Origin of the sequence: Bradyrhizobium pachyrhizi (assembly GCF_001189245.1) — a bacterium.
GTDB classification, from domain to species: Bacteria; Pseudomonadota; Alphaproteobacteria; order Rhizobiales; family Xanthobacteraceae; genus Bradyrhizobium; species Bradyrhizobium pachyrhizi.
On the sequence record NZ_LFIQ01000114.1, the window covers coordinates 338,195 to 357,687 of the forward strand.

Below are 19,493 nucleotides of genomic sequence, written 5' to 3' on the forward strand. Positions count from 1 at the left end.
AAACGTCTCCGATCAGAAGGGGCGCGGTCCAGCCGACGGTGCGCGGGAGCCGCAATTTCTCACATTGGAGGAGGACCAAGGTGGGCGTCATCATGATCAAATGCCCGCGGACGGGACGTGCGATCAATACCGGCATGAAATCCGACCGCGAGACGTTCCGGTGCAGCACCGTGTTCTTTTCGCGCAGCTACTGCACGAGCTGTCGGACCAATCACGAATGGTTCGCCAGGGACGCGTGGGTCGACGAACCCGAGCTGGAATTGCGCAAGGCGTCCTGACCTCTGCGCTTGCCTAACCCTAATTCAATGGCTTCGTGATCGCTCAGCGCCCGCGCCGCGCGTATGTGCATGAACCTTGTCGCCATTGGTCCACGGTCCGGCGTGCGAACGCCGAGGTCCATGTGGTGGCGCGCCGTGACCGGACGACCTGATCCCTTCCGCGGATACGATGCGGTCGATCCTGCCGCGCATGATCTCGTAGCATTCACAGGCCGCGGTTTCGAGCCGCGGCCTGTCGACCTCGATCGAGCTCCGCCGGTTGGAGCGGATTGCGCCCGAGGCGCGAAGCTTGTGCACGACGTGGGTCACGGTCGTTCGTCGCACGCCCAGCAATTCCGACAGCGTCTCCTGCGTCAACGGCAGCGTGTCGTCACCGATCTGATCGTGAACCTGCAACAGCCACCGGGCCAGGCGGGCCTCCACGGAATGGAGCGCATTGCACGCCGCGATATGCTGGAACTGGACCAGCAACGACCGCATATGGAGCTGTACCGCACTGGCAAGCGCGTGACTGTGCGCGAGCGCGGCGTGAAATCGTGCCGGCGAAATCTGCCACGTCGTGCCCGCGACGCGAACCACCGCGGTCATCGGCGAGCGTATCGACCTGAGTGTCGACAGGATGCCGGCGGCGCCCTCGTTGCCGATCATTGTCGTCGCAACGGCCTGTCCGTTCGGCATGTCCATGACGAACGCGATCAATGCCGTGCAGGGAAAATAGATCTGTTCGACGAGGTCGCCCGACCGCACCAGCACGGCGTCGCGTTCGAGCGATACCTTGCGGAGATGAGGCGCAAGCAAATCAAGGTCGGCGGGCGGCAAGGCCGCCAGAAGGCGATTACCTATGCTCGACCTGCGTTCCATCACGGAAGAGCTCCGCAAGACGGAGGCGCGGCTCGCTGCACAAACCTGCCGTGGCGCCAGGCCGGATACGCAACGAACTGACCGCGCCGGGAAGATAGAATACGCCGCAACGGGAAGAGTTCCAATGGTTCAGGTCGCCCGCGACCGCGCTCGCGTAGCGGGGCGGCGCTCCGGCCGCACCCTATGAGAAATCATGGATTGCCTTCGAGGGGGCTTCGGCGGATGCGTCGCCGCTACTCCCCGCGCGATAACGGCTGTTGCTGCCCGCGAAATCCTGTCGCCAGGACATAGCGCTCCGACGAATCCTGCCGGCTGGCGGCCGGCTTGACGTGGCGGACGGTCGCGAAATCGCGCTTCAGCTGCGCCACCAGCTCGGCGTCGGCGCCGCTCTGGAACACTTTTGCCAGGAACGTGCCGCCGGGATTGAGCACTTCGCCGGCGAAATGCGCGGCGGTCTCGACCAGGCCGATGATACGCAGCTGATCGGTCTTGCGATGGCCGGTGGTGTTGGCGGCCATGTCGGACATCACGATGTCGGCGCGGCCGCCCATCATCACGATCAGTTTTTCCGGCGCGTCGTGGTCGAGGAAGTCGAACTGCGCGAAGGTGACGCCTGGAATCTCGCCCATCTCCAGCAGATCGATCGCGACCACCTTGCCCTTGCCGTCGACGGCGCCGGTCCGCTTGGCCGCGATCTGGCTCCAGCCGCCGGGCGCCGCGCCAAGGTCGACCACGGTCATGCCCGGCTTGAGCAGACGGTATTTGTCGTCGATCTCGAGCAGCTTGAAAGCTGCGCGGGAGCGGTAGCCCATCGCCTTGGCCTTGGCGACATAGGGATCGTTGAGCTGGCGCTCGAGCCAGAGTTTTGACGACAGTTTGCGCTTGCCGCCGCTCTTGACCGTGACGTGCAGCCGTCCGGTGGTGTCTTTCGCCATGATGGTTCTTGCGTCTCGGTGTGTGTGCTTCTCCCTCGCCCCGCTCTTGCGGGGAGAGGGTTGGGGTGAGGGGCTGCTTCCGCATACTGAATGTGTGGAAGCGGCCCCTCACCCGGATCTTACGCTTCGCGTAAGATCCGACCTCTCCCCCGCAAGGGCGGGGCGAGGTAGCTCAGGCTCTAGCACGCCCGCAGCGCGCCGTCCTCGCGCATCATCTCGACCAGCATGCCCTCGCGCAGGCCGCGATCGGCGACGCGGAGCCGCGGCATCGGGAACGCGTTGCGGATCGCATCGAGGATCGCGCAGCCGGCGAGCACCAAATCGGCGCGCTCGACGCTGATGCAGTTGTTGTTGACGCGCGCCTCATAGCTCATGCCGAGCAGCTTCTGGATCGTCGCGGTGACGTCGCAATCGTTCATCCAGATGCCGTCGATGCGGCGGCGGTCGTAGCGCGACAGATTGAGGAACACGCCGGCGAGCGTGGTCACGGTGCCCGAGGTGCCGAGCATGTGCATGTCGCGCAGATCCTTGCCGTGCTCGGCCGCGAACGGCGCGACGTGCCGCGCGACCTCATCGATCATTCGCGCATACATATCCCTGGTGACGTTCTTGCCGCCGAAATGTTCGGCCAGCGTGACGACGCCGAGCGGGATCGACATCCACGCCTTGATGCGTGGCGCCGCGTCGAGCGCGTTGGGGTCGCGCTCGATCCGCACCAGCTCGGTCGAGCCGCCGCCGATATCGAACAGGATGGCGCCCCGCCCCTTCGGATCAAGCAGCGGCGAGCAGCCGATCACGGCGAGCGTCGCCTCGGTCTCACGATCGATCACCTCGAGCTTGATGCCGGTCTCGGCCGCCACCCGCGCGCGGAAACTCTCGGCGTTGCCGGCGGCGCGGCAGGCCTCGGTGGCGATCAGGCGGAGCCGGCGCGCCTTGCGATAGCGGATCTTGTCGCTGCAGATGGCCAGTGCGGCAATCGCACGCTCGATCGCGGCCTCGCTGATCGAGCCGGTGGCGGCGATGCCCTCGCCGAGCCTGATGATCCGCGAGAAGGAATCGACCACGCGGAACCCGTCGCCGGTGGGACAGGCGATCAACAGCCGGCAATTGTTGGTGCCAAGGTCCAGCGCGGCGTAGACGCCACTTTCCGCCGCTGCCGCAACCAACCCTGGCGGGGCTTCGCTGGCCGGGGGGCCGTCGCAAAGCCGCACATGGTCGTTCATCAAAACTGTCTTTCCGCGGGACCAAAAGGCCCGCCGAATAATTATCGTTCACGGAAACTTTAGCAGCGTCAAAGCCCTACGCAAACTCCGTTCACATTGGGTCCATGCCCAATCGGGCGTTGTCGTTAAGGGGGGTGTGCGTTATCTCCTCAGCGCCCCCAAACTCCAGCAAATCCGGGCATTTCAGGTCATTTTCGATGCAAGATCACACGCCGCCTGCCTCCCTCGAAAACGCTATCGCACTGCAAAAATACGGTGTCGGACAGCCTGTTCGACGAAAGGAGGACGACACCCTGGTGCGTGGCAAGGGCAAATACACCGACGATTTCTCGCTGCCCGGCCAGGCCACTTGCTGGATGGTTCGCTCCTCGCATGCTCACGGAATCATCAAGGGGATCGATACGGCGGCCGCCAGGGCGATGCCGGGCGTGCTCGGGGTCTGGACCGGCGCCGACCTTGCCGCCGCCGGCTACAACCCCTTCACCTGCGGCCTGCCGCTGAAGAACCGCGACGGCTCCCCGCTCAAGCAGACCAACCGCCCCGCGCTGGTGACCGACAAGGTGCGCTTCGTCGGCGATCCCGTCGCCTTCGTGGTCGCGGAGACCGCGGCGCAGGCGCGCGATGCCGCCGAGGCTGTCGAGGTGGATATCGAGCCGCTGCCCGCGGTGACCGATGCGGCCGAGGCTGCCAAGCCCGGCGCGCCGCAGCTCTATGACGACATCCCCGATAACGTCGCGCTCGACTATCACTATGGCGACACCGCCAAGATCGAGGCGGCGTTCGCCGGCGCTGCGCACGTCACCAAGCTCGACATCGTCAACACCCGCGTCGCCGTGGTCTCGATGGAGCCGCGCGTCGCGCTCGCGCATTACGACAAGAAAACCGAACGCTTCACGCTGCAGGTGCCGACCCAGGGTGTGTCCGGCAACAAGGCGATTTTGGCGCGCCTGCTCAACGTGCCCGCCGACAAGGTCCGCATCCTCACCGGCAATGTCGGCGGCTCGTTCGGGATGAAGAACCTCAACTATCCCGAATATACCTGCATCGCGCACGCGGCGCGCGAGCTGGGCCGCCCGGTGAAGTGGCTGGACGAGCGCTCGACCAGCTTCCTCTCCGACAGCCAGGGCCGCGCGCAGCTGATCCACGCCGAGCTCGCCCTCGATGCCGACGGCAAGTTCCTCGCGGTGCGGCTGTCCGGCTACGGCAATCTCGGCGCCTACATCACCGGGGTCGCGCCGGGCCCGCTGTCGCTCAACACCGGCAAGAACCTCGCCAGCGTCTATCGCACGCCGCTGCTCGGCGTCGACATCAAGACGGTCCTGACCAACACCACGCTGATGGGCGCCTATCGCGGCGCCGGCCGGCCCGAGGCCAACTACTACATGGAGCGGCTGATCGATGCCGCCGCCGACGAGATGGGCATCAACCGCTTCACGCTGCGCAAGCGCAATTTCATCAAGCCGTCGCAGCTGCCCTTCCCGGCGGCGTCCGGCGTCACCTATGACAGCGGCGATTTCGCCGGCGTGTTCCAGAAGGCGCTGGAGATCTCCGACTACGACAACTTCGCCAAGCGCAAGAAGGAAAGCAAAAAGAGCGGCAAGCTGCGCGGCATCGCCGTCGGCTCCTATCTCGAGGTCACCGCGCCGCCGTCTGGCGAGCTCGGCAAGATCACCTTCGAGCCCGACGGATCGGTGAAGCTCACCACCGGCACGCTGGATTACGGCCAGGGCCACGCCACGCCGTTCGCGCAGGTGCTGTCTGACCAGCTTGGGGTGCCCTTCGAGAAGATCACCCTCGAACAGGGCGACAGCGATCTGGTGCGGTTCGGCAACGGCACCGGCGGCTCGCGCTCGATCACCGCGACTGGACAGGCGATCGTCGAGGCCTCGGCGCTCGTCGTCGAGAAGGGCAAGAAGGCCGCCGCGCATATGCTGGAGGCCTCCGAGGCCGACATCGAATTCGGCGCCGGCCGCTTCACCATCGCCGGCACCGACCGCTCGATCGGCATCATGGAGCTCGCCGAGCGGATGCGCGCCGGCAAGATGCCGGAAGGCACGCCGGAGACCCTCGACGTCGATCACGCTACCAAGGAGACGGCGTCGACCTTCCCGAACGGCTGCCACGTCGCCGAGGTCGAGATTGATCCCGACACCGGTGTGACGCGGATCGTCCGCTACTCCGCGGTCAACGATTTCGGCGTCGTGGTCAATCCGATGATCGTCGCGGGCCAGCTGCATGGCGGCGTCGCGCAGGGCATCGGCCAGGCGCTGATGGAGGAGATCAGCTACGACGCCTCCGGCCAGCCGATCACCGGCTCGTTCATGGACTACGCGCTGCCGCGTGCCGGCGACGTGCCGGCGATGCTGGTCGGCGATCATCCTTCGCCGGCGAAATCCAACCCGCTCGGCACCAAGGGCTGCGGCGAAGCCGGCTGCGCCGGCAGCCTCGTCTGCATCGTCAACGCCGTGGTCGATGCGCTGTCGGAATACGGCATCAAGCACATCAACATGCCGCTGACGCCCGAACGCGTCTGGCGCGCGATCCAGGACGCCAAGGCGAGCGCGGCGTAAGGCGCCGTTTCGCCTCACCCACCGCTGTCATCACCCGCCACCGGGTCGGCGCGATGCGCCGCCCGATGACAGGCTCCAGCAGGTGATCCAGTATTCCAGAGGCAGCAGTTGTTGAGCCGAGAAGCCGCGGCGTACTGGATACCCCGCATGCGCGGGGTATGACACCTGTTGGTGCGGGGCGGTCTTGCCCCTTCCCTACGTCGTCGCCCGCTCGGGTCCAATCACGCCAACGTCTTCAGCGCGCGGTCCAGAAATTCCACCCGGTCCTGTCCCCAAAAAATCTCGCCGGACGGCAGCACGTAGCTCGGCGCGCCGAACACGCCGGCCTTCAGCGCGTCCTGCGTGTACTGCTCGTAGAGCCGGTCGAGCTCGACATCCGACGGAGCGCCCGCGCGCAGGGCGGCCACGTCGAGGCCGGCGCGTTGCGCGGCGGCCGACATGACGTCGGCGTCGGCGAGTGCCTCCTCGCGTTCCCAGATCGCGCGGCCGAACTCCAGCGACAGGCGGTGCGCATCCTTCCCCTGCAGGGCGGCAGCAATGACGAGGCGCACCGCCGCAAGGTCATCGCTGGGAAAATACCTAGGCTCGACGTTGAGCGGAATGCCCCTCACCTCGCGCCAGCGCCTCAGCTCCACCAGCCGATACGCCTGCCGTTGCGGCGAGCGTTTCGGCAGCGGCAGGCCGCCGGTCTGCTCGAAGATCGGACCGAACTTGCAGGGCTTGACGTTGACGCTTGCGCCATGGCGCCGCGCGATCTCAGCAAACGGCGCGCTGCCCATGAAGGTCCAGGGCGAGTTCAGCGACAGATAATAGTCGATGGTGATGGACATCTACGCCGCCGTCTGTTCGCGCGGTTGAACAATCGCGATGTGCCAGCAATGCGCGAGCGGCACGCCATTGCCGAGCACCAGCGCATCGAGCTCGACGAAGCGGTGGCCTTTCTTGTCGTAATTGCCGGTCACCTTGGCGCGCGCGGTCAGCTCGTCGCCGATCTTGCCCGCCGACAGCAGCTGCATGCGGGTGCCGACATGGATCCAGGGCCCGAGGATCGCATTGTCGACCAGCACCTTGTTCATCACCCGCGGCAGCAGGCCGGGATGGCCGAGACCCTCGCGCAGGTAGATCGGGTCGGTCTCGCGGATATCGGCGAGATACTCCTTCGCGGCATCGCCCGACCAGTCGCGCGGGATGGTGCCGAGCCACTTGCCCTCCTCATAGGACGACGCACTGACCGGCTTGCGCTCGGCGACCGCGGCAACCTGCTTGTAGTCGTCGAGCACGAATTTCGGCGCGGACACCGGCAGCGAGGCGGTGCCGGTGGCGCAGAGCTCGCCGCGGCTGTGGAGCTCGATCGTCAGCCCATTGCCGGTCTCCTGGCCGGTCAATTCCGCGATCTCGCCGTCATAGACCGGTTTCACGAAGCGCGCCTCGATCAGGCCGCGCGCGAGGAAATCGCGGCCCCATTTCTCGACCGGCAGGTGCATCATGTAGGCCATCACGTCGACGCCGGGCACCAGCCCGCCGGAAAAGCCGAACTTCCGCGCCACGGTGTCGTCGTGGATCTTGTTCTCCGACAGTTTCGAGGTGTTGTACGCCGAGACGCGGTAGGTCAGCGAAGCCGTCTTCGAATCCATGGGGTTTCCCCTTATTTCCGTTGTTTTTCTCAGGCAATCGTAGTCGAACCGGGCAGCGTGACAAGCCTCTCGTTTTGCTCGCTATTTTCCGCCCGATGGAGTACACGCAGGCCGCGCCTGCCAACCCTGGAATCGATGACTGAAACCCCTGCTCCCACCCGCATCTATGTCGACGCCGACGCCTGCCCGGTGAAGGACGAGATCTATCGCGTCGCGATCCGGCTCGGCGTGCCCGTCAGCGTGGTCGCGGGCTCTTTCATCCGCGTGCCGCAGGATCCGCTGATCGAGCGCATCGCCGCAGGTTCCGGCACGGATGCTGCCGACGACTGGATCGCCGAGCGCGCGCATGAAGGCGACGTTGTGGTCACAGCGGACATTCCGCTGGCGAGCCGCTGCGTCAAGGCCGGCGCCGACGTGATCGCGCCGAACGGCAAGCCGTTCACCGAACAGTCGATCGGCATGACGCTCGCGGTGCGCAATCTGATGACCGATCTGCGCTCGTCGGGCGAGATCACCGGCGGGCCGAAATCATATTCGCCACGCGACCGCTCGACCTTCCTGTCGACACTCGACCAGACCATCCGCCGGATCCAGCGCCGCCGCGCCGAGCAGGCGCCGGCGAACGGGGGTTAGCGCGATGGCTCCGCCGCCTCTGATCCAACTCAAGGACATCAGCCTCACCTTCGGCGGCACGCCGCTGCTGACGGGCGTCGAGCTGTCGGTCTCCGCCGGCGAGCGCGTCTGCCTGATCGGCCGCAACGGTTCCGGCAAATCGACGTTACTGCGGATCGCGGCCGGCCTGGTCGAGCCCGACGCCGGCAGCCGTTTCGTGCAGCCCGGCGCCACCATCCGCTATCTGCCGCAGGAGCCCGATTTCGGCCAGCACAAGACGACGCTCGCCTATGTCGAGGCCGGCCTCGGCCCCGGCGACGACCATTACCAGGCGCGCTATCTGCTCGAACAGCTCGGCCTCAGCGGCGAGGAAGATCCCGCGCATGCCTCCGGCGGCGAGGCACGCCGCGCGGCACTGGCCCGCGTGCTGGCGCCCTCGCCCGATATCCTGCTGCTGGACGAGCCGACCAACCATCTCGACCTGCCGATCATCGAATGGCTCGAGGGCGAATTGGAACGCCGGCGCTGCGCGCTGGTGCTGATCAGCCACGACCGCCGCTTCCTCACCAATCTGTCGCGCACCACGGCCTGGCTCGATCGCGGCCAGATCCGGCAGATCGAGCGCGGCTTCGGCGCCTTCGAGGCGTGGCGCGACGAGGTGCTGGCCGAGGAAGAGCGCGAGCAGCACAAGCTCGACCGCAAGATCGTCAACGAGGAGCACTGGCTGCGCTACGGCGTCTCCGGCCGCCGCAAGCGCAACGTCAAGCGGCTCGGCAATCTGCATGCGCTGCGCGACCAGCGCCGCGATTATCGCGGCGCCACCGGCAATGCCACGCTCGCCGCCGCCGAGGCCGAGAAATCCGGCCGCCTGGTGATCGAGGCCAAGAACATCGCGAAGGCGTTCGGCGAGCGCAAGATCGTCGACGGCTTCTCGACCCGGATCCAGCGCGGCGACCGGCTCGGTATCGTCGGCCCGAACGGCGCCGGCAAGACCACGCTGGTGCACCTGCTGATCGGCAACGATCCGCCCGACTCGGGTTCGGTGCGGCTCGGGGCCAATATCGAGATGGCAACCCTCGACCAGCACCGCGAGAGCCTCGACCCGAAGCTGACGCTGGCCGAGGCGCTGACCGGCGGCCGCGGCGATCACGTCATGGTCGGCGACAAGTCGAAGCACGTCATCGGCTACATGAAGGATTTCCTCTTCGCGCAGGAGCAGCGCGGCACGCCGCTCGAAGCGCTCTCCGGCGGCGAGCGCGGCCGGCTGATGCTGGCGCGCGCGCTGGCCAAGCCGTCCAACCTTTTGATCCTCGACGAGCCGACCAACGACCTCGATCTCGAAACCCTCGACGTGCTCGAGGACATGCTCGGCGATTACGAAGGCACGGTGATCCTGATCAGTCACGACCGCGACTTCCTCGACCGCGTGGTGACGTCGGTGATCGTGCCCGAAGGCCAGGGACGCTGGATCGAATATGCCGGCGGCTATTCCGACATGCTGGCGCAGCGCGGCGCCGACGTGAAGCGCGAGACTGTGAAGGCGGATGCCGCGACCGAAGAGAAGAAGGAAGCCAGAGCCGCGGCGCCCGAAGCAGCACCGAGGCGCCGGCTGAGCTTCAACGAGAAGCACGCGCTGGAAACCTTGCCGAAGACCATCGACAAGCTGCACAACGAGATCGCCAAGCAGCAGAAGCTGCTCGACGATCCCGATCTCTATACGAGGGATCGCAAGACATTCGACGCCGCCTCGGCCGCGATCGCAAAGGCGCAGCAAGAGCTCGCTGCCGCCGAGGACCGCTGGCTCGAACTCGAGGTCCTGCGTGAAGAGATCGAACAGGCGTAATTGTAGGATGGGTGGAGCCAACGGGACCGCGCAAAGCGCGGCCCGATGATAAACTCCGCGAAACCCATCCTGTGTGCGCGCAGAAGAAAGTCGATGGGTTTTGCGTCGCTCTACCCATCCTACGAGGTCGGAGAAGAAGGATAAATCATGACCACGCCCCTCGCCGCCAAGATCGCCAAGGAATACGGCACGCCCTGCGCCGTGATCGACATGGACCGGGTCGAGCGCAACATCGCGCGCATCCAGAAGGCCTGCGACGAAGCCGGCGTCGCCAACCGTCCGCACATCAAGACGCACAAGAACCCGATGCTGGCGCAGCTGCAGATCAAGGCCGGCGCCAAAGGCATTACCTGCCAGAAGCTCGGCGAGGCCGAGATCATGGCGGATAGCGGCATCGACAACATCCTGATCAGCTACAATCTGCTCGGCGACGAGAAGATGGCGCGGCTCGGCGCGCTGCAAAGCAAGGCCAACGTCACCGTCGCCGCCGACAATTCCATCGTCGTGGGCGACCTGCCGAAGGCCGCAGCCGCCTCCGGCCGCCCGCTCTCGGTCGTGGTCGAATGCGACACCGGCCGCAAGCGCGCCGGCGTCGAGACCCCGGCCGAGGCGATCGCGCTGGCGCGGGAGATCGCAGCCTCCAAGGGCCTCAACTTCGCGGGTTTCATGCTGTACCCGACCGAGACCGGCTGGGCCGATGCGCAGAAATTCTACGACGAGGCGCTGGCCGGCGTTCGCGCCCACGGCCTCGACGCGACCATCGTCTCCACCGGCGGCACGCCGAACCTGAAGAACCTCGGCAAGCTGAAGGGCGGCACCGAGCATCGCTTCGGCACCTACATCTACAACGACCGCATGCAGGTCGCGGCCGGCGTCGCGACCTGGGACGATTGCGCGCTGCATATCTATTCCACCGTCGTCAGCCGCGCCGGCCCGGAGCGCGGCATCCTCGATGCCGGCTCCAAGACGCTGACCTCGGACACCGGCGGCCTTGAAGGCCACGGCCTGATCCTCGAACATCCCGAGGCCAGGATCGCGCGCTTCGCCGAGGAACACGGCTTCCTTGATCTGTCTCGCAGCAACACGCGGCCCAATGTCGGCGACGTGGTGCGGATCGTGCCCAATCACGTCTGCGTCGTCGTTAACATGATGGACGAGGTCGTGATGGTGCGCGGTGACGAGATCATCGGTGCGTTGCCAGTGACGGCGCGCGGGAAGTTGCGCTAGCCGCATCCTACGCATCTACCCGTGCATCAGCGCCTGCAACTCGCGATCCAGCGCTGCGCGAAACACCTTGATCGGCCGCGCCAGGCGGCCGGCCGGCGGGCGATGCACGATCCAGGCGCGGACCGCGGGATTGAAATCCGCGATCTTCACGGCCTTGAGCCGGCTACGGATCGGGCTTCGTTTCAGCGCCACCGGCGTCACGAGGCCGATGCCGAGCCCTCGCGCCACCAGCGACAGCCGCAACTCGCTATCGAGCGCCTCAACCGCGATGTTGAACGGCAGATGCGCCGCATCGAAATGGCGCTTCAGCGTCTGGCGGAAGCCGCAGCCGTCCTGGTTGATCACCCATCCGATCCGCGACAGCCATTCGAGATCGACTGACTTCGGCGTCTTCATGTCGCGCGCGACGACGAACACCACCGGCTGCGCGCCGAGATCGTCGGCCACGAGATCGTCGGGCGGCGCGGTGCCGTCAGGCAAACAGATTGCCGCGGCATCGAGCTCGTTGCGGCTGACCCGCTCCATGTGGTTGGGCGACCAGCCCGAGACGACGCGCACCGCCAGCGCGGGAAATTCGCCGCGCACCGCGTCGAGCGGTCCGGTGAGCCCCGCCTCCGACAAAAACGGCGTCAGGCCGAGCCTGAACTCGCCGCGCACCACGCCGTCATTGGCGACGCCTGACTTGAGGTCATCGAGCATGCGCAGCAGCCGGCGGCCCTGCTCATAGGCCTCGATTCCCGCCGCCGTCGGCTTCAGCGGCTTGGAGAGGCGGTCGAGCAGCTGCGCGCCGAGCATCTCCTCGAGATTCTGGATCCGCCGCGTCACGCCGGGCTGGGTCAGGTTCAGCCGCGCCGAGGCCGCGACGATCGATCCGGTCTCCACCACGGCGACGAACGCCACGAGGTCATGCGTGTTCATAACAATCTCGCATATTCTTCATCATCTTATTTGAATTGTAGCATATTAGGCCGATCCCCTAAAGGGGGCCTCGCCACTCCATCGCGAGGCCCCATGACCATCTCCGAAGCCACCAAACTCTCCCCGGCGCGCACCGTCGCCGTGCGTCCGCTGATCTGGATCGGCGCCATCACGACCGGCACCGTCGTTACCAATCTCTTTGCGCCGCAGATCCTCGTCGGCCTGATGGGCCGCTCGCTCGGCATGACCGAGCTGGAGGCCGGCCTGATCTCGACGCTGACCCTGCTCGGCTATGCGCTCGGGCTGCTGCTGCTGGTGCCGCTGGTCGACCTCGTCGAGAACAAGCGGCTGATCCTGCGGACGCTGGCCTGCGCCATCGTCGCGGCGATCGGCACCGCGATGGCGCCGACGCCGCTGATCCTGCTGGCCGCCACCTTCATCCTCGGCGCCTCCTGCGCGGCGATCCAGATGGTGGTGCCGCTGGTGGCGTCGATGGTGCCGCCGGAGCGTCGGGGACAGGCGATCGGCGATGTGATGAGCGGCCTGATGATCGGCATCCTGCTGTCGCGACCAATGGCGAGTCTGATCGCGGACAGCTGGAACTGGCGCGGCTACTATTTCACCTCGGCCGTGCTGATGACGGTGCTCGCCGGCGCATTGGCGCGCACGCTGCCGACGCTACAGCCGGCGGCGAAGGTCAGCTACGGCGCGCTGCTGCGATCGTTCCCAAAACTGCTGCGCGAGGAGCCGGTGCTGCGCGTCCGGTCCTGGACCGCTGCGCTGGTGATGGCCTCGTTCACTGCGTTCTGGGCCGCCGTGGCGCTGCGGCTGCCGGATGCGCCATTCAAGCTCGACGCCAGGGGGATCGCGCTGTTCGCGCTGATCGGCGTTGCCGGCGCTATCGCGACACCGCTGGCCGGCCGCTGGGGCGACCGTGGCCTGGCGCGGCCGATGCTGATCGGCTCGCACATTCTGATCATTGCATCGCTGGCGCTGTGCGCGTGGGCCGGGGTGCTGGAGTCGCGGATCGCTGCACTCGTCGTGCTGAGCCTCGGCACCATCCTGCTCGATCTCGGCATCACCACCGACCAGACGCTCGGCCGCCGCGCCGTCAACCTGCTGCGCCCCGAGGCACGCGGCCGGATCAACGGCCTGTTCGTGGCGCTGTTCTTCATCGGCGGCGCCGTCGGCGCGGCTGCGGCCTCCGCGGCGTGGAGCTTTGGTGGCTGGACCGCGGTGTGCGCGGTGGCTGCAGCGTTCGGTGTGCTCGGCTTGATCACCGACCTCGCGACGAAGACGGGATCAGAATGAGTGGCACGGCGTGGGATGGGTTTCGCTTCGCTCTACCCATCCTACAGTGCTACGATTTCTGCACGAACCATCGTAACGCGCCCTTCCCGGCGGCGACGCCCGTTGCAAACGACGCCTGCAACAGATAGCCGCCGGTCGGCGCTTCCCAATCGAGCATCTCGCCGGCGGCGAAAACGCCAGGCAGCCGCCGCAGCATGAAATGCGCGTCGAGCTCGTCGAACCTGATCCCGCCGGCGCTCGAGATCGCGCGTGCGGTCGGCGCCACGTCCGTGATCCGGATCGGCACCGCATTGATCAGTTCGGCCAGGTCGGCCGGCGGCAGCGCGGCCAGCGAACGGCCGGCGGCGACCGCCGCTTCCTGCAACAAACCGATGCCGACCGGCGAAAGCTGCCCGGCCTTGCGCAGGAAATTGGAGACGGTCTGCTTGCCCTTCGGCGCCGAGAGGCGCGCGACCAGTTCGTCACGCGCGGCGTCGGGCCGCAGTGCCACCGTCAGGGTCGCCGTGCCCTTGGCGAGCACCGCCTCGCGCAATTCCGCCGACAGCGCATAGATGGCACCGCCTTCGATGCCGGCGCGGGTGACGATCGCCTCGCCGCGCACCGTATGCGAGCCGATCGTGAGCGCGACTCCCTTGAGCGGCTGGCCTTCGAACCGGTCGCGGAAGATATTTGACCAGGCAACCGTGAAGCCGGAATTGGCTGCTTTCATCGGCGCCACCGCAACGCCCTTCGCGGTGAGGATCTCCGCCCAGGCGCCATCGGAGCCGAGCCGCGGCCAGCTCGCGCCGCCGAGTGCCAGCACGATTGCATCGGCATTGACTGTGCGCTGGCCGTCCGGCGTCTCGAACAGCAGTCCGCCGCGCGCGTCCCATCCAACCCAGCGATGCCGGAATGCGAACGCAACGCCCGCGGAATCGAGCCGCCGTAGCCAGGCGCGCAGCAGGGGCGATGCCTTGAACGCCTCGGGGAATACGCGGCCGCTGGTGCCGACGAATGTCGGCTGCCCCAGCGCATCGCTCCAGGCGCGTAAGGCATCGGGCGGAAATGCCTCGATCGCAGCCTTCAGATGCGGCATCGCCTCGCGATAGCGCGCAAGGAAATCCGGCAGCGGCTCGGAGTGGGTGAGATTGAGCCCGCCACGGCCGGCCATCAGGAACTTGCGGCCGGCCGACGGCATCGCATCGTAGACGGTGACCTGTGCGCCACCTTGCGCGAGCACCTCCGCCGCCATCAGGCCGGCAGGTCCGGCTCCGATGACGGCGACGGTCATGCTCAGAGCTTGATCCCGGCCCGCGCGGCGGCCTGGGCGACATACTTCTGCGTCTGCTCGAACGCGCCCTGCAGCGCCTTCGCGGTCGACATGTCGCTGATCGCATTGAAGTGCGCGGCGACGCCGTCCGGCGTCCATTCGGACTGCGGCAGGTTGACGCCTTCGGTCTCCAGCACGCGGATCACCGCAAACGAGCCGGCGCCGGCGCCCATGATGGTGCGGGTCGGTGCGTCCTCCGAGAGCAGGAATTCGACCGCCGGCGTGATCGCTTCCGGCTTCATTAGTTGAAGCGCCTGCGGCGGCAGCAGTTCCTCGGTCATGCGGGTCGCAGCCGTCGGCGAGATGGTGTTGACCTTGATGTTGTTCTTGCGACCCTCTTCGGCGAGCACGTTCATCAGGCCGACCATGCCGGCCTTCGCCGCGCCGTAGTTGGCCTGGCCGAAATTGCCGAACAGACCGGACGACGAGGTCGTCAGCACGATGCGGCCGTAGTTGCGCTCGCGCATGCCGGCCCACACCGCCTTGCAGCAGTAGAAGGTGCCGGTGAGATGCACGTCGAGCACCTTGGCCCAGTCGGCGACCTCGAGCTTGGTGAACGACTTGTCGCGCAGGATGCCCGCATTGGCGCAGAGCAGATCGACGCTGCCCCACTCCTTGGTGGCTCGCTCGACCATCGCGGTGACCTGCTCGAAGTTCGAGACGTCGGCGCCGTCGGCCATCGCGGTTCCGCCGGCTTTCCGGATCTCTTCGACCACGGTCTCGGCCGGCGACAACGAGCCGCCGGTGCCGTCGCGCGCGCCGCCGAAATCGTTGACCACGACCTTGGCGCCGCGGCTCGCCAGCCCCAGCGCATGCGCCCGCCCAAGACCATTGCCCGCGCCGGTGACGATAGCGACGCGTCCGTCGAACCTGATTGCCATGCTGTTGATTCCTGTTCTTTCCTTCTCCACTTGTGGGAGAAGGTGGCGCGCGCAAGCGCGCCGGATGAGGGGTTCTCTCCACGGATGAGCACGCGGAGAGAGACCCCTCACCCGGCTTCATCTCGCTCCGCTCGATTTCGCCACCCTCTCCCACAAGGGGAGAGGGTGCACGCCTGAGCGGCATGAAAAGGTTGGGGACTTTTGAGCAGCGATGGATGGCCGGGTCAAGTGTTGCGCTGACCGGCCACGGGGTCAGTTAGACTTCAGGGGCCATCGACCCGCAAGGTTTCAAGGCTTTGAACCGGTGCCCATCGTTCAAGGTCTTGTCCTTCAAGCTCTTGATCAGGTGCCCGTTCCAGCACTCGTGATGCTCCTGGGCGTAGCTGATCGAGCCGATCACAATCAATGCGATGACAACAAGTCCGGCGACGATGTTCTGCACCATGGCTGCCACTCCCGGGACCGCACCGCCTAAAGGCGGCATGATGGACACCGGGGATCAAGGCCGTCAATGCGCTTCTTGGACCATGCGGGTTCGCTCCACCTCTGCTGCTTGCGGAAAAAGGTGGAGCTACTCAACCATCTCCTGGAGCCTTTTCCGTTCCGAATGAATCGGAACGGGGCTCTAGATTCCTGTTCGCTCTAGCTGAAATAGATCAGGCCTAGCCAGTCGGCGACCAGCGCGGGCTTGTCCTCGCCTTCGATCTCGACCGTGACGTTGGTGCGCGACAACAACTCCTTCGGCTTGCGCAGCGTGGCTTCGGCCAGCACGAAGCGGCCGCGGACGCGTTTGCCCGAGCGCACCGGCGAGATGAAGCGCAGCTTGTCGAAGCCGTAATTGACGCCCATCGCGGTGCCCTCGAGCACCGGCATCACCTCGTAGGACATGATCGACATCAGCGACATCGTAAGGAAGCCATGGGCGATCGTGGTGCCGAAGGCGGTCTCCGCCTTGGCGCGCGCGGGATCGACATGGATGAACTGGTGATCCTCGATCACGTCGGCATAGGTGTCGATGCGGCCCTGGTCGAGCAGGTGCCACGAGGACACGCCGATCTCCTTTCCGACCATGCCCTGGTAGGTTTCCAGCGACACCGGCGGCTTCTTCCAGACTTCGTTCATTGGCTGACCTCCTAACCGGAGGTCCGCACCTTCTGCAGCTCCGGAAATTCTTCCTCGCGGAACTCGGCTCCGCGCAACGCATCTGTGCGATTATCGTCATGTTCGAGCCGGCGCAACTGCACCCGGCGGATTTTTCCGGAGATCGTCTTCGGCAGCTCTGTTACCAGCTCGATCTTGCGGATGCGCTTGAATGGCGCCAGCCTTGTGTGCAGGTGCTGGAAGATCGACAGCGCCGTCTCCGGCGTGCGCTCGACACCGGACACCAGCAGAACATAGGCCTTGGGGATCGCGAGCCGGATCGGGTCCGGGCTCGGCACCACGGCCGCTTCCGCCACCGCGTCGTGCTCGAGCAGCACGCTCTCCAATTCAAACGGCGAGATGCGATAGTCGGAGGATTTGAACACGTCGTCGGTGCGGCCGACGAAGGTGAGATAACCCTCGTCATCGGTGAACACGACGTCGCCGCTGCGATAGATCTCGCCGTCGGTGCCGATGAGCTTGCCGTCGTCGCCCTGATAGCCCTGCATCAGGCCCGCCGGCCGGTCTGCGCCGAGCAGCAAGGTCACCTCGCCCTCCTTCGCGGCGTGGCCGTCATTGTCGGTCACCTGGACGCGATAGCCCGGCAGCGGCCGGCCCATCGAGCCGACCTTCACCTTCTGTCCCGGCGAATTGCCGGCCAGCGCCGTGGTCTCGGTCTGGCCGTAGCCGTCGCGGATAGTCAGCCCCCAGGCCGATTTGACCTGGTCGATGATCTCCGGATTGAGCGGTTCGCCGGCGCCGCACACCTCGCGCAGCGAGACCTTGAAGCTCGCGAGCTCCTCCTGAATGAACATCCGCCACACCGTCGGCGGCGCGCACAGCGTGGTGACGCCGCAGCGGGCGATGGTCGAGAGCAGTCCTTTCGCCTCGAAGCGTGGCTGGTTCGCGATAAAGATCGTCGCGCCGGCGTTCCACGGCGCGAAGAAGCAGCTCCAGGCATGCTTGGCCCAGCCGGGCGACGAGATATTGAGATGGATGTCGCCGGGCTGCAGGCCGATCCAGTACATCGTCGAGAGATGGCCGACCGGGTAGCTGCGCTGGCTATGCCGCACCAGCTTCGGCTTTGCCGTGGTGCCCGAGGTGAAATAAAGCAGCATCGGATCGTCGGCCTTGGTGGGGCCATCGGGCGTGAACGCCTCGGGCGCCTTCGTCGCATCCTCGAACGGCAGCCAGCCGTCCTGCGGCTGCGTCGCGCCGACCACGATGCGCACGAGACTGTCGCTGCCGAGGCCCGCGAACTTCGCGACCTGATCCTGCGTGGCGACCACCGCCCTCGCCTTGCCGCGGTCGAGCCGGTCGCGCAATTCATCCGCGGTCAAGAGCGTGGTGGCGGGGATCACGACGACGCCGAGCTTCATCGCCGCCAGCATTGTCTCCCACAGCGGCACGACATTGCCGAGCAGCAGCAACAGATGATCGCCGCGCTTCAGCCCCTGCGCGCGCAGGAAATTTGCAACCTGGTTTGAGCGGCGCGACAACTCGGCGAACGAAAGCCTGGTCTCGTTGCCGCTAGCGGCATCGACGATCCACAGCGCCGGCCGGTCGCGGCTGTCGGCATTGTGCGCCAGTTCGGCATCGAACCAGTCGAGCGCCCAGTTGAACGGCACTGGATCGGGCCAGCGAAATCCGTTCACCGCGGCATCGTAGTCGGTGCGGTGCTTGAGCAGAAAGGCGCGAGCGTCCTGAAATGTGGTCATCTTCTTCCGAGCCCGTTGATTGGCAACCAGCGTTACCGTCAAGCGTAGCCCGGATAGAGCGAAGCGCAATCCGGGGCGGTCGCGCCGGTCGATAAAGCAGTCCCGGATTTCGCTGCGCTCCATCCGGGCTACGAACGGCCCGCTACTTTCCAGCGAGGCTCCGAACGTGCTGGATAATTCCGGAAAAGTCGACCCCGCCGTGACCCGACGCGTCGAAGGTCTTATAGATCTCCTGCGCATGCTTGCCGAGCGGCGTGACCGCGCCGGCCGCATTGGCGGCGTCCTGCGCCAGGGTCAGGTCCTTGACCATCAAGTTCGAAGCAAAGCCCGGCTTGTAGTCGTTGTTGGCCGGCGAGGTCGGCACCGGGCCGGGAACCGGGCAATAGGTCGTCAGCGACCAGCACTGTCCCGACGAGGTCGAGGCGACGTCAAACAGCGCCTGGTGCGACAGGCCGAGCTTCTCGGCGAGCACGAAAGCCTCGCCGACCGCGATCATGGAAATACCGAGGATCATGTTGTTGCAGATCTTGGCGGCCTGCCCCGCACCGCCGGCGCCGCAATGCACGATCTTCTTGCCCATGTTCGCCAACATCGGCTGGGCCGCCGCGAATGCCTTCGGCTCGCCGCCGCACATGAAGGTCAGCGTCCCGCCCTTGGCGCCGCCGGTGCCGCCGGAGACCGGCGCGTCGACCGAGGCCATGGCGTGCTTGGCGGCCAGCGCATGCGCCTGCTTGGCGCTTTCGACGTCGATCGTCGAGCAGTCGATGATCAGCGCGCCCTTGGCCATCGCGGGCAGCACCTCGCTCCAGACGCCGAGCACATGCTTGCCGGCCGGCAGCATGGTGATGACGACATCGGCGCCCTTCACCGCACCGACGCCGCTCTCGGCGATCGCGGCACCGTCGCTCTTGGCCTGATCGCGGGACGCTGCGACCAGATCGAACGCGGTCACCTTGTGGCCGGCCTTGACCAGATTGGCCGCCATCGGCCCGCCCATATTGCCGAGCCCGATGAATGCGACGTTTGCCATGGG

17 protein-coding genes are annotated in these 19,493 nt (G+C 66.2%); 5 read left to right on the forward strand and 12 right to left on the reverse strand.

Annotation, left to right across the window (positions count from 1 at the left end):
* Positions 1–302: 302 nt before the first annotated feature.
* From AKL29_RS30740 to AKL29_RS30750, 3 genes are all read right to left on the reverse strand, one after another.
* Positions 303–1,139, reverse strand: a complete 837-nt coding sequence (locus tag AKL29_RS30740; protein WP_080667121.1) for a Crp/Fnr family transcriptional regulator — start codon at positions 1,137–1,139, stop codon at positions 303–305.
* A 233-nt stretch (positions 1,140–1,372) separates the two neighbouring features.
* On the reverse strand, positions 1,373–2,074 hold the full coding sequence (locus tag AKL29_RS30745) for an RlmE family RNA methyltransferase (RefSeq protein WP_050386727.1): 702 nt from the start codon (positions 2,072–2,074) through the stop codon (positions 1,373–1,375).
* A gap of 179 nt (positions 2,075–2,253) precedes the next feature.
* Positions 2,254–3,297, reverse strand: coding sequence for a Ppx/GppA phosphatase family protein (locus AKL29_RS30750; RefSeq protein ID WP_028335036.1), 1,044 nt, complete (start codon positions 3,295–3,297; stop codon positions 2,254–2,256).
* A gap of 197 nt (positions 3,298–3,494) precedes the next feature.
* Here AKL29_RS30750 and AKL29_RS30755 point away from each other — a divergent pair, with 197 nt between their 5' ends.
* The gene (locus AKL29_RS30755; RefSeq protein WP_050386728.1) at positions 3,495–5,867 is read left to right on the forward strand and encodes a xanthine dehydrogenase family protein molybdopterin-binding subunit; all 2,373 of its coding nucleotides are present in this window, start codon (positions 3,495–3,497) and stop codon (positions 5,865–5,867) included.
* Positions 5,868–6,088: 221 nt separating this feature from the next.
* On the opposite strand, the gene AKL29_RS30760 is transcribed toward AKL29_RS30755, so the two are convergent.
* Both AKL29_RS30760 and AKL29_RS30765 read right to left on the reverse strand, forming a co-directional pair.
* The gene (locus tag AKL29_RS30760; RefSeq protein WP_028335034.1) at positions 6,089–6,697 is read right to left on the reverse strand and encodes a 2-hydroxychromene-2-carboxylate isomerase; all 609 of its coding nucleotides are present in this window, start codon (positions 6,695–6,697) and stop codon (positions 6,089–6,091) included.
* Positions 6,698–7,501 (reverse strand): hotdog family protein, encoded by an 804-nt coding sequence (locus tag AKL29_RS30765; protein ID WP_028335033.1) that lies wholly within the window; start codon positions 7,499–7,501, stop codon positions 6,698–6,700.
* A gap of 135 nt (positions 7,502–7,636) precedes the next feature.
* Here AKL29_RS30765 and AKL29_RS30770 point away from each other — a divergent pair, with 135 nt between their 5' ends.
* The 3 genes from AKL29_RS30770 to AKL29_RS30780 all read left to right on the forward strand — a co-directional run bounded on the left by AKL29_RS30770 (position 7,637) and on the right by AKL29_RS30780 (position 11,183).
* Positions 7,637–8,134, forward strand: coding sequence for a YaiI/YqxD family protein (locus AKL29_RS30770; protein ID WP_050386729.1), 498 nt, complete (start codon positions 7,637–7,639; stop codon positions 8,132–8,134).
* Positions 8,135–8,138: 4 nt separating this feature from the next.
* Positions 8,139–9,956, forward strand: a complete 1,818-nt coding sequence (locus AKL29_RS30775) for an ABC-F family ATP-binding cassette domain-containing protein (protein WP_050386730.1) — start codon at positions 8,139–8,141, stop codon at positions 9,954–9,956.
* 147 nt (positions 9,957–10,103) lie between these two features.
* Positions 10,104–11,183 carry a D-TA family PLP-dependent enzyme gene (locus AKL29_RS30780; RefSeq protein ID WP_050386731.1) on the forward strand — a complete coding sequence of 360 codons (1,080 nt, stop codon included), beginning with the start codon at positions 10,104–10,106 and terminating at the stop codon, positions 11,181–11,183.
* Positions 11,184–11,198: 15 nt separating this feature from the next.
* Here the strand turns inward: AKL29_RS30780 and AKL29_RS30785 are convergent, their stop codons facing one another.
* Entirely contained in the window at positions 11,199–12,101 is a 903-nt protein-coding gene (locus AKL29_RS30785) for a LysR family transcriptional regulator (protein WP_050386732.1), read from the reverse strand.
* A gap of 93 nt (positions 12,102–12,194) precedes the next feature.
* Between AKL29_RS30785 and AKL29_RS30790 the strand changes: the two genes are divergently transcribed.
* Positions 12,195–13,412 (forward strand): MFS transporter, encoded by a 1,218-nt coding sequence (locus AKL29_RS30790; protein WP_050386733.1) that lies wholly within the window; start codon positions 12,195–12,197, stop codon positions 13,410–13,412.
* A 49-nt stretch (positions 13,413–13,461) separates the two neighbouring features.
* On the opposite strand, the gene AKL29_RS30795 is transcribed toward AKL29_RS30790, so the two are convergent.
* The 6 genes from AKL29_RS30795 to mmsB form a co-directional block, all read right to left on the reverse strand.
* Positions 13,462–14,682 (reverse strand): BaiN/RdsA family NAD(P)/FAD-dependent oxidoreductase, encoded by a 1,221-nt coding sequence (locus AKL29_RS30795; RefSeq protein ID WP_082190763.1) that lies wholly within the window; start codon positions 14,680–14,682, stop codon positions 13,462–13,464.
* Positions 14,683–14,684: 2 nt separating this feature from the next.
* Positions 14,685–15,602 (reverse strand): SDR family NAD(P)-dependent oxidoreductase, encoded by a 918-nt coding sequence (locus tag AKL29_RS30800; protein ID WP_028335026.1) that lies wholly within the window; start codon positions 15,600–15,602, stop codon positions 14,685–14,687.
* 256 nt (positions 15,603–15,858) lie between these two features.
* The gene (locus AKL29_RS30805; protein WP_167350426.1) at positions 15,859–16,047 is read right to left on the reverse strand and encodes a hypothetical protein; all 189 of its coding nucleotides are present in this window, start codon (positions 16,045–16,047) and stop codon (positions 15,859–15,861) included.
* 197 nt (positions 16,048–16,244) lie between these two features.
* Positions 16,245–16,724: a MaoC family dehydratase gene (locus AKL29_RS30810; RefSeq protein ID WP_050386734.1), complete on the reverse strand. Its 480-nt coding sequence runs from the start codon at positions 16,722–16,724 to the stop codon at positions 16,245–16,247.
* A gap of 11 nt (positions 16,725–16,735) precedes the next feature.
* A complete protein-coding gene (locus AKL29_RS30815) occupies positions 16,736–18,460 on the reverse strand; it encodes an AMP-binding protein (protein WP_050386735.1) in 1,725 nt (574 codons plus the stop codon).
* A 142-nt stretch (positions 18,461–18,602) separates the two neighbouring features.
* Positions 18,603–19,490, reverse strand: a complete 888-nt coding sequence (mmsB, locus tag AKL29_RS30820) for a 3-hydroxyisobutyrate dehydrogenase (protein ID WP_050386736.1) — start codon at positions 19,488–19,490, stop codon at positions 18,603–18,605.
* Between the last annotated feature and the right edge of the window lie 3 nt (positions 19,491–19,493).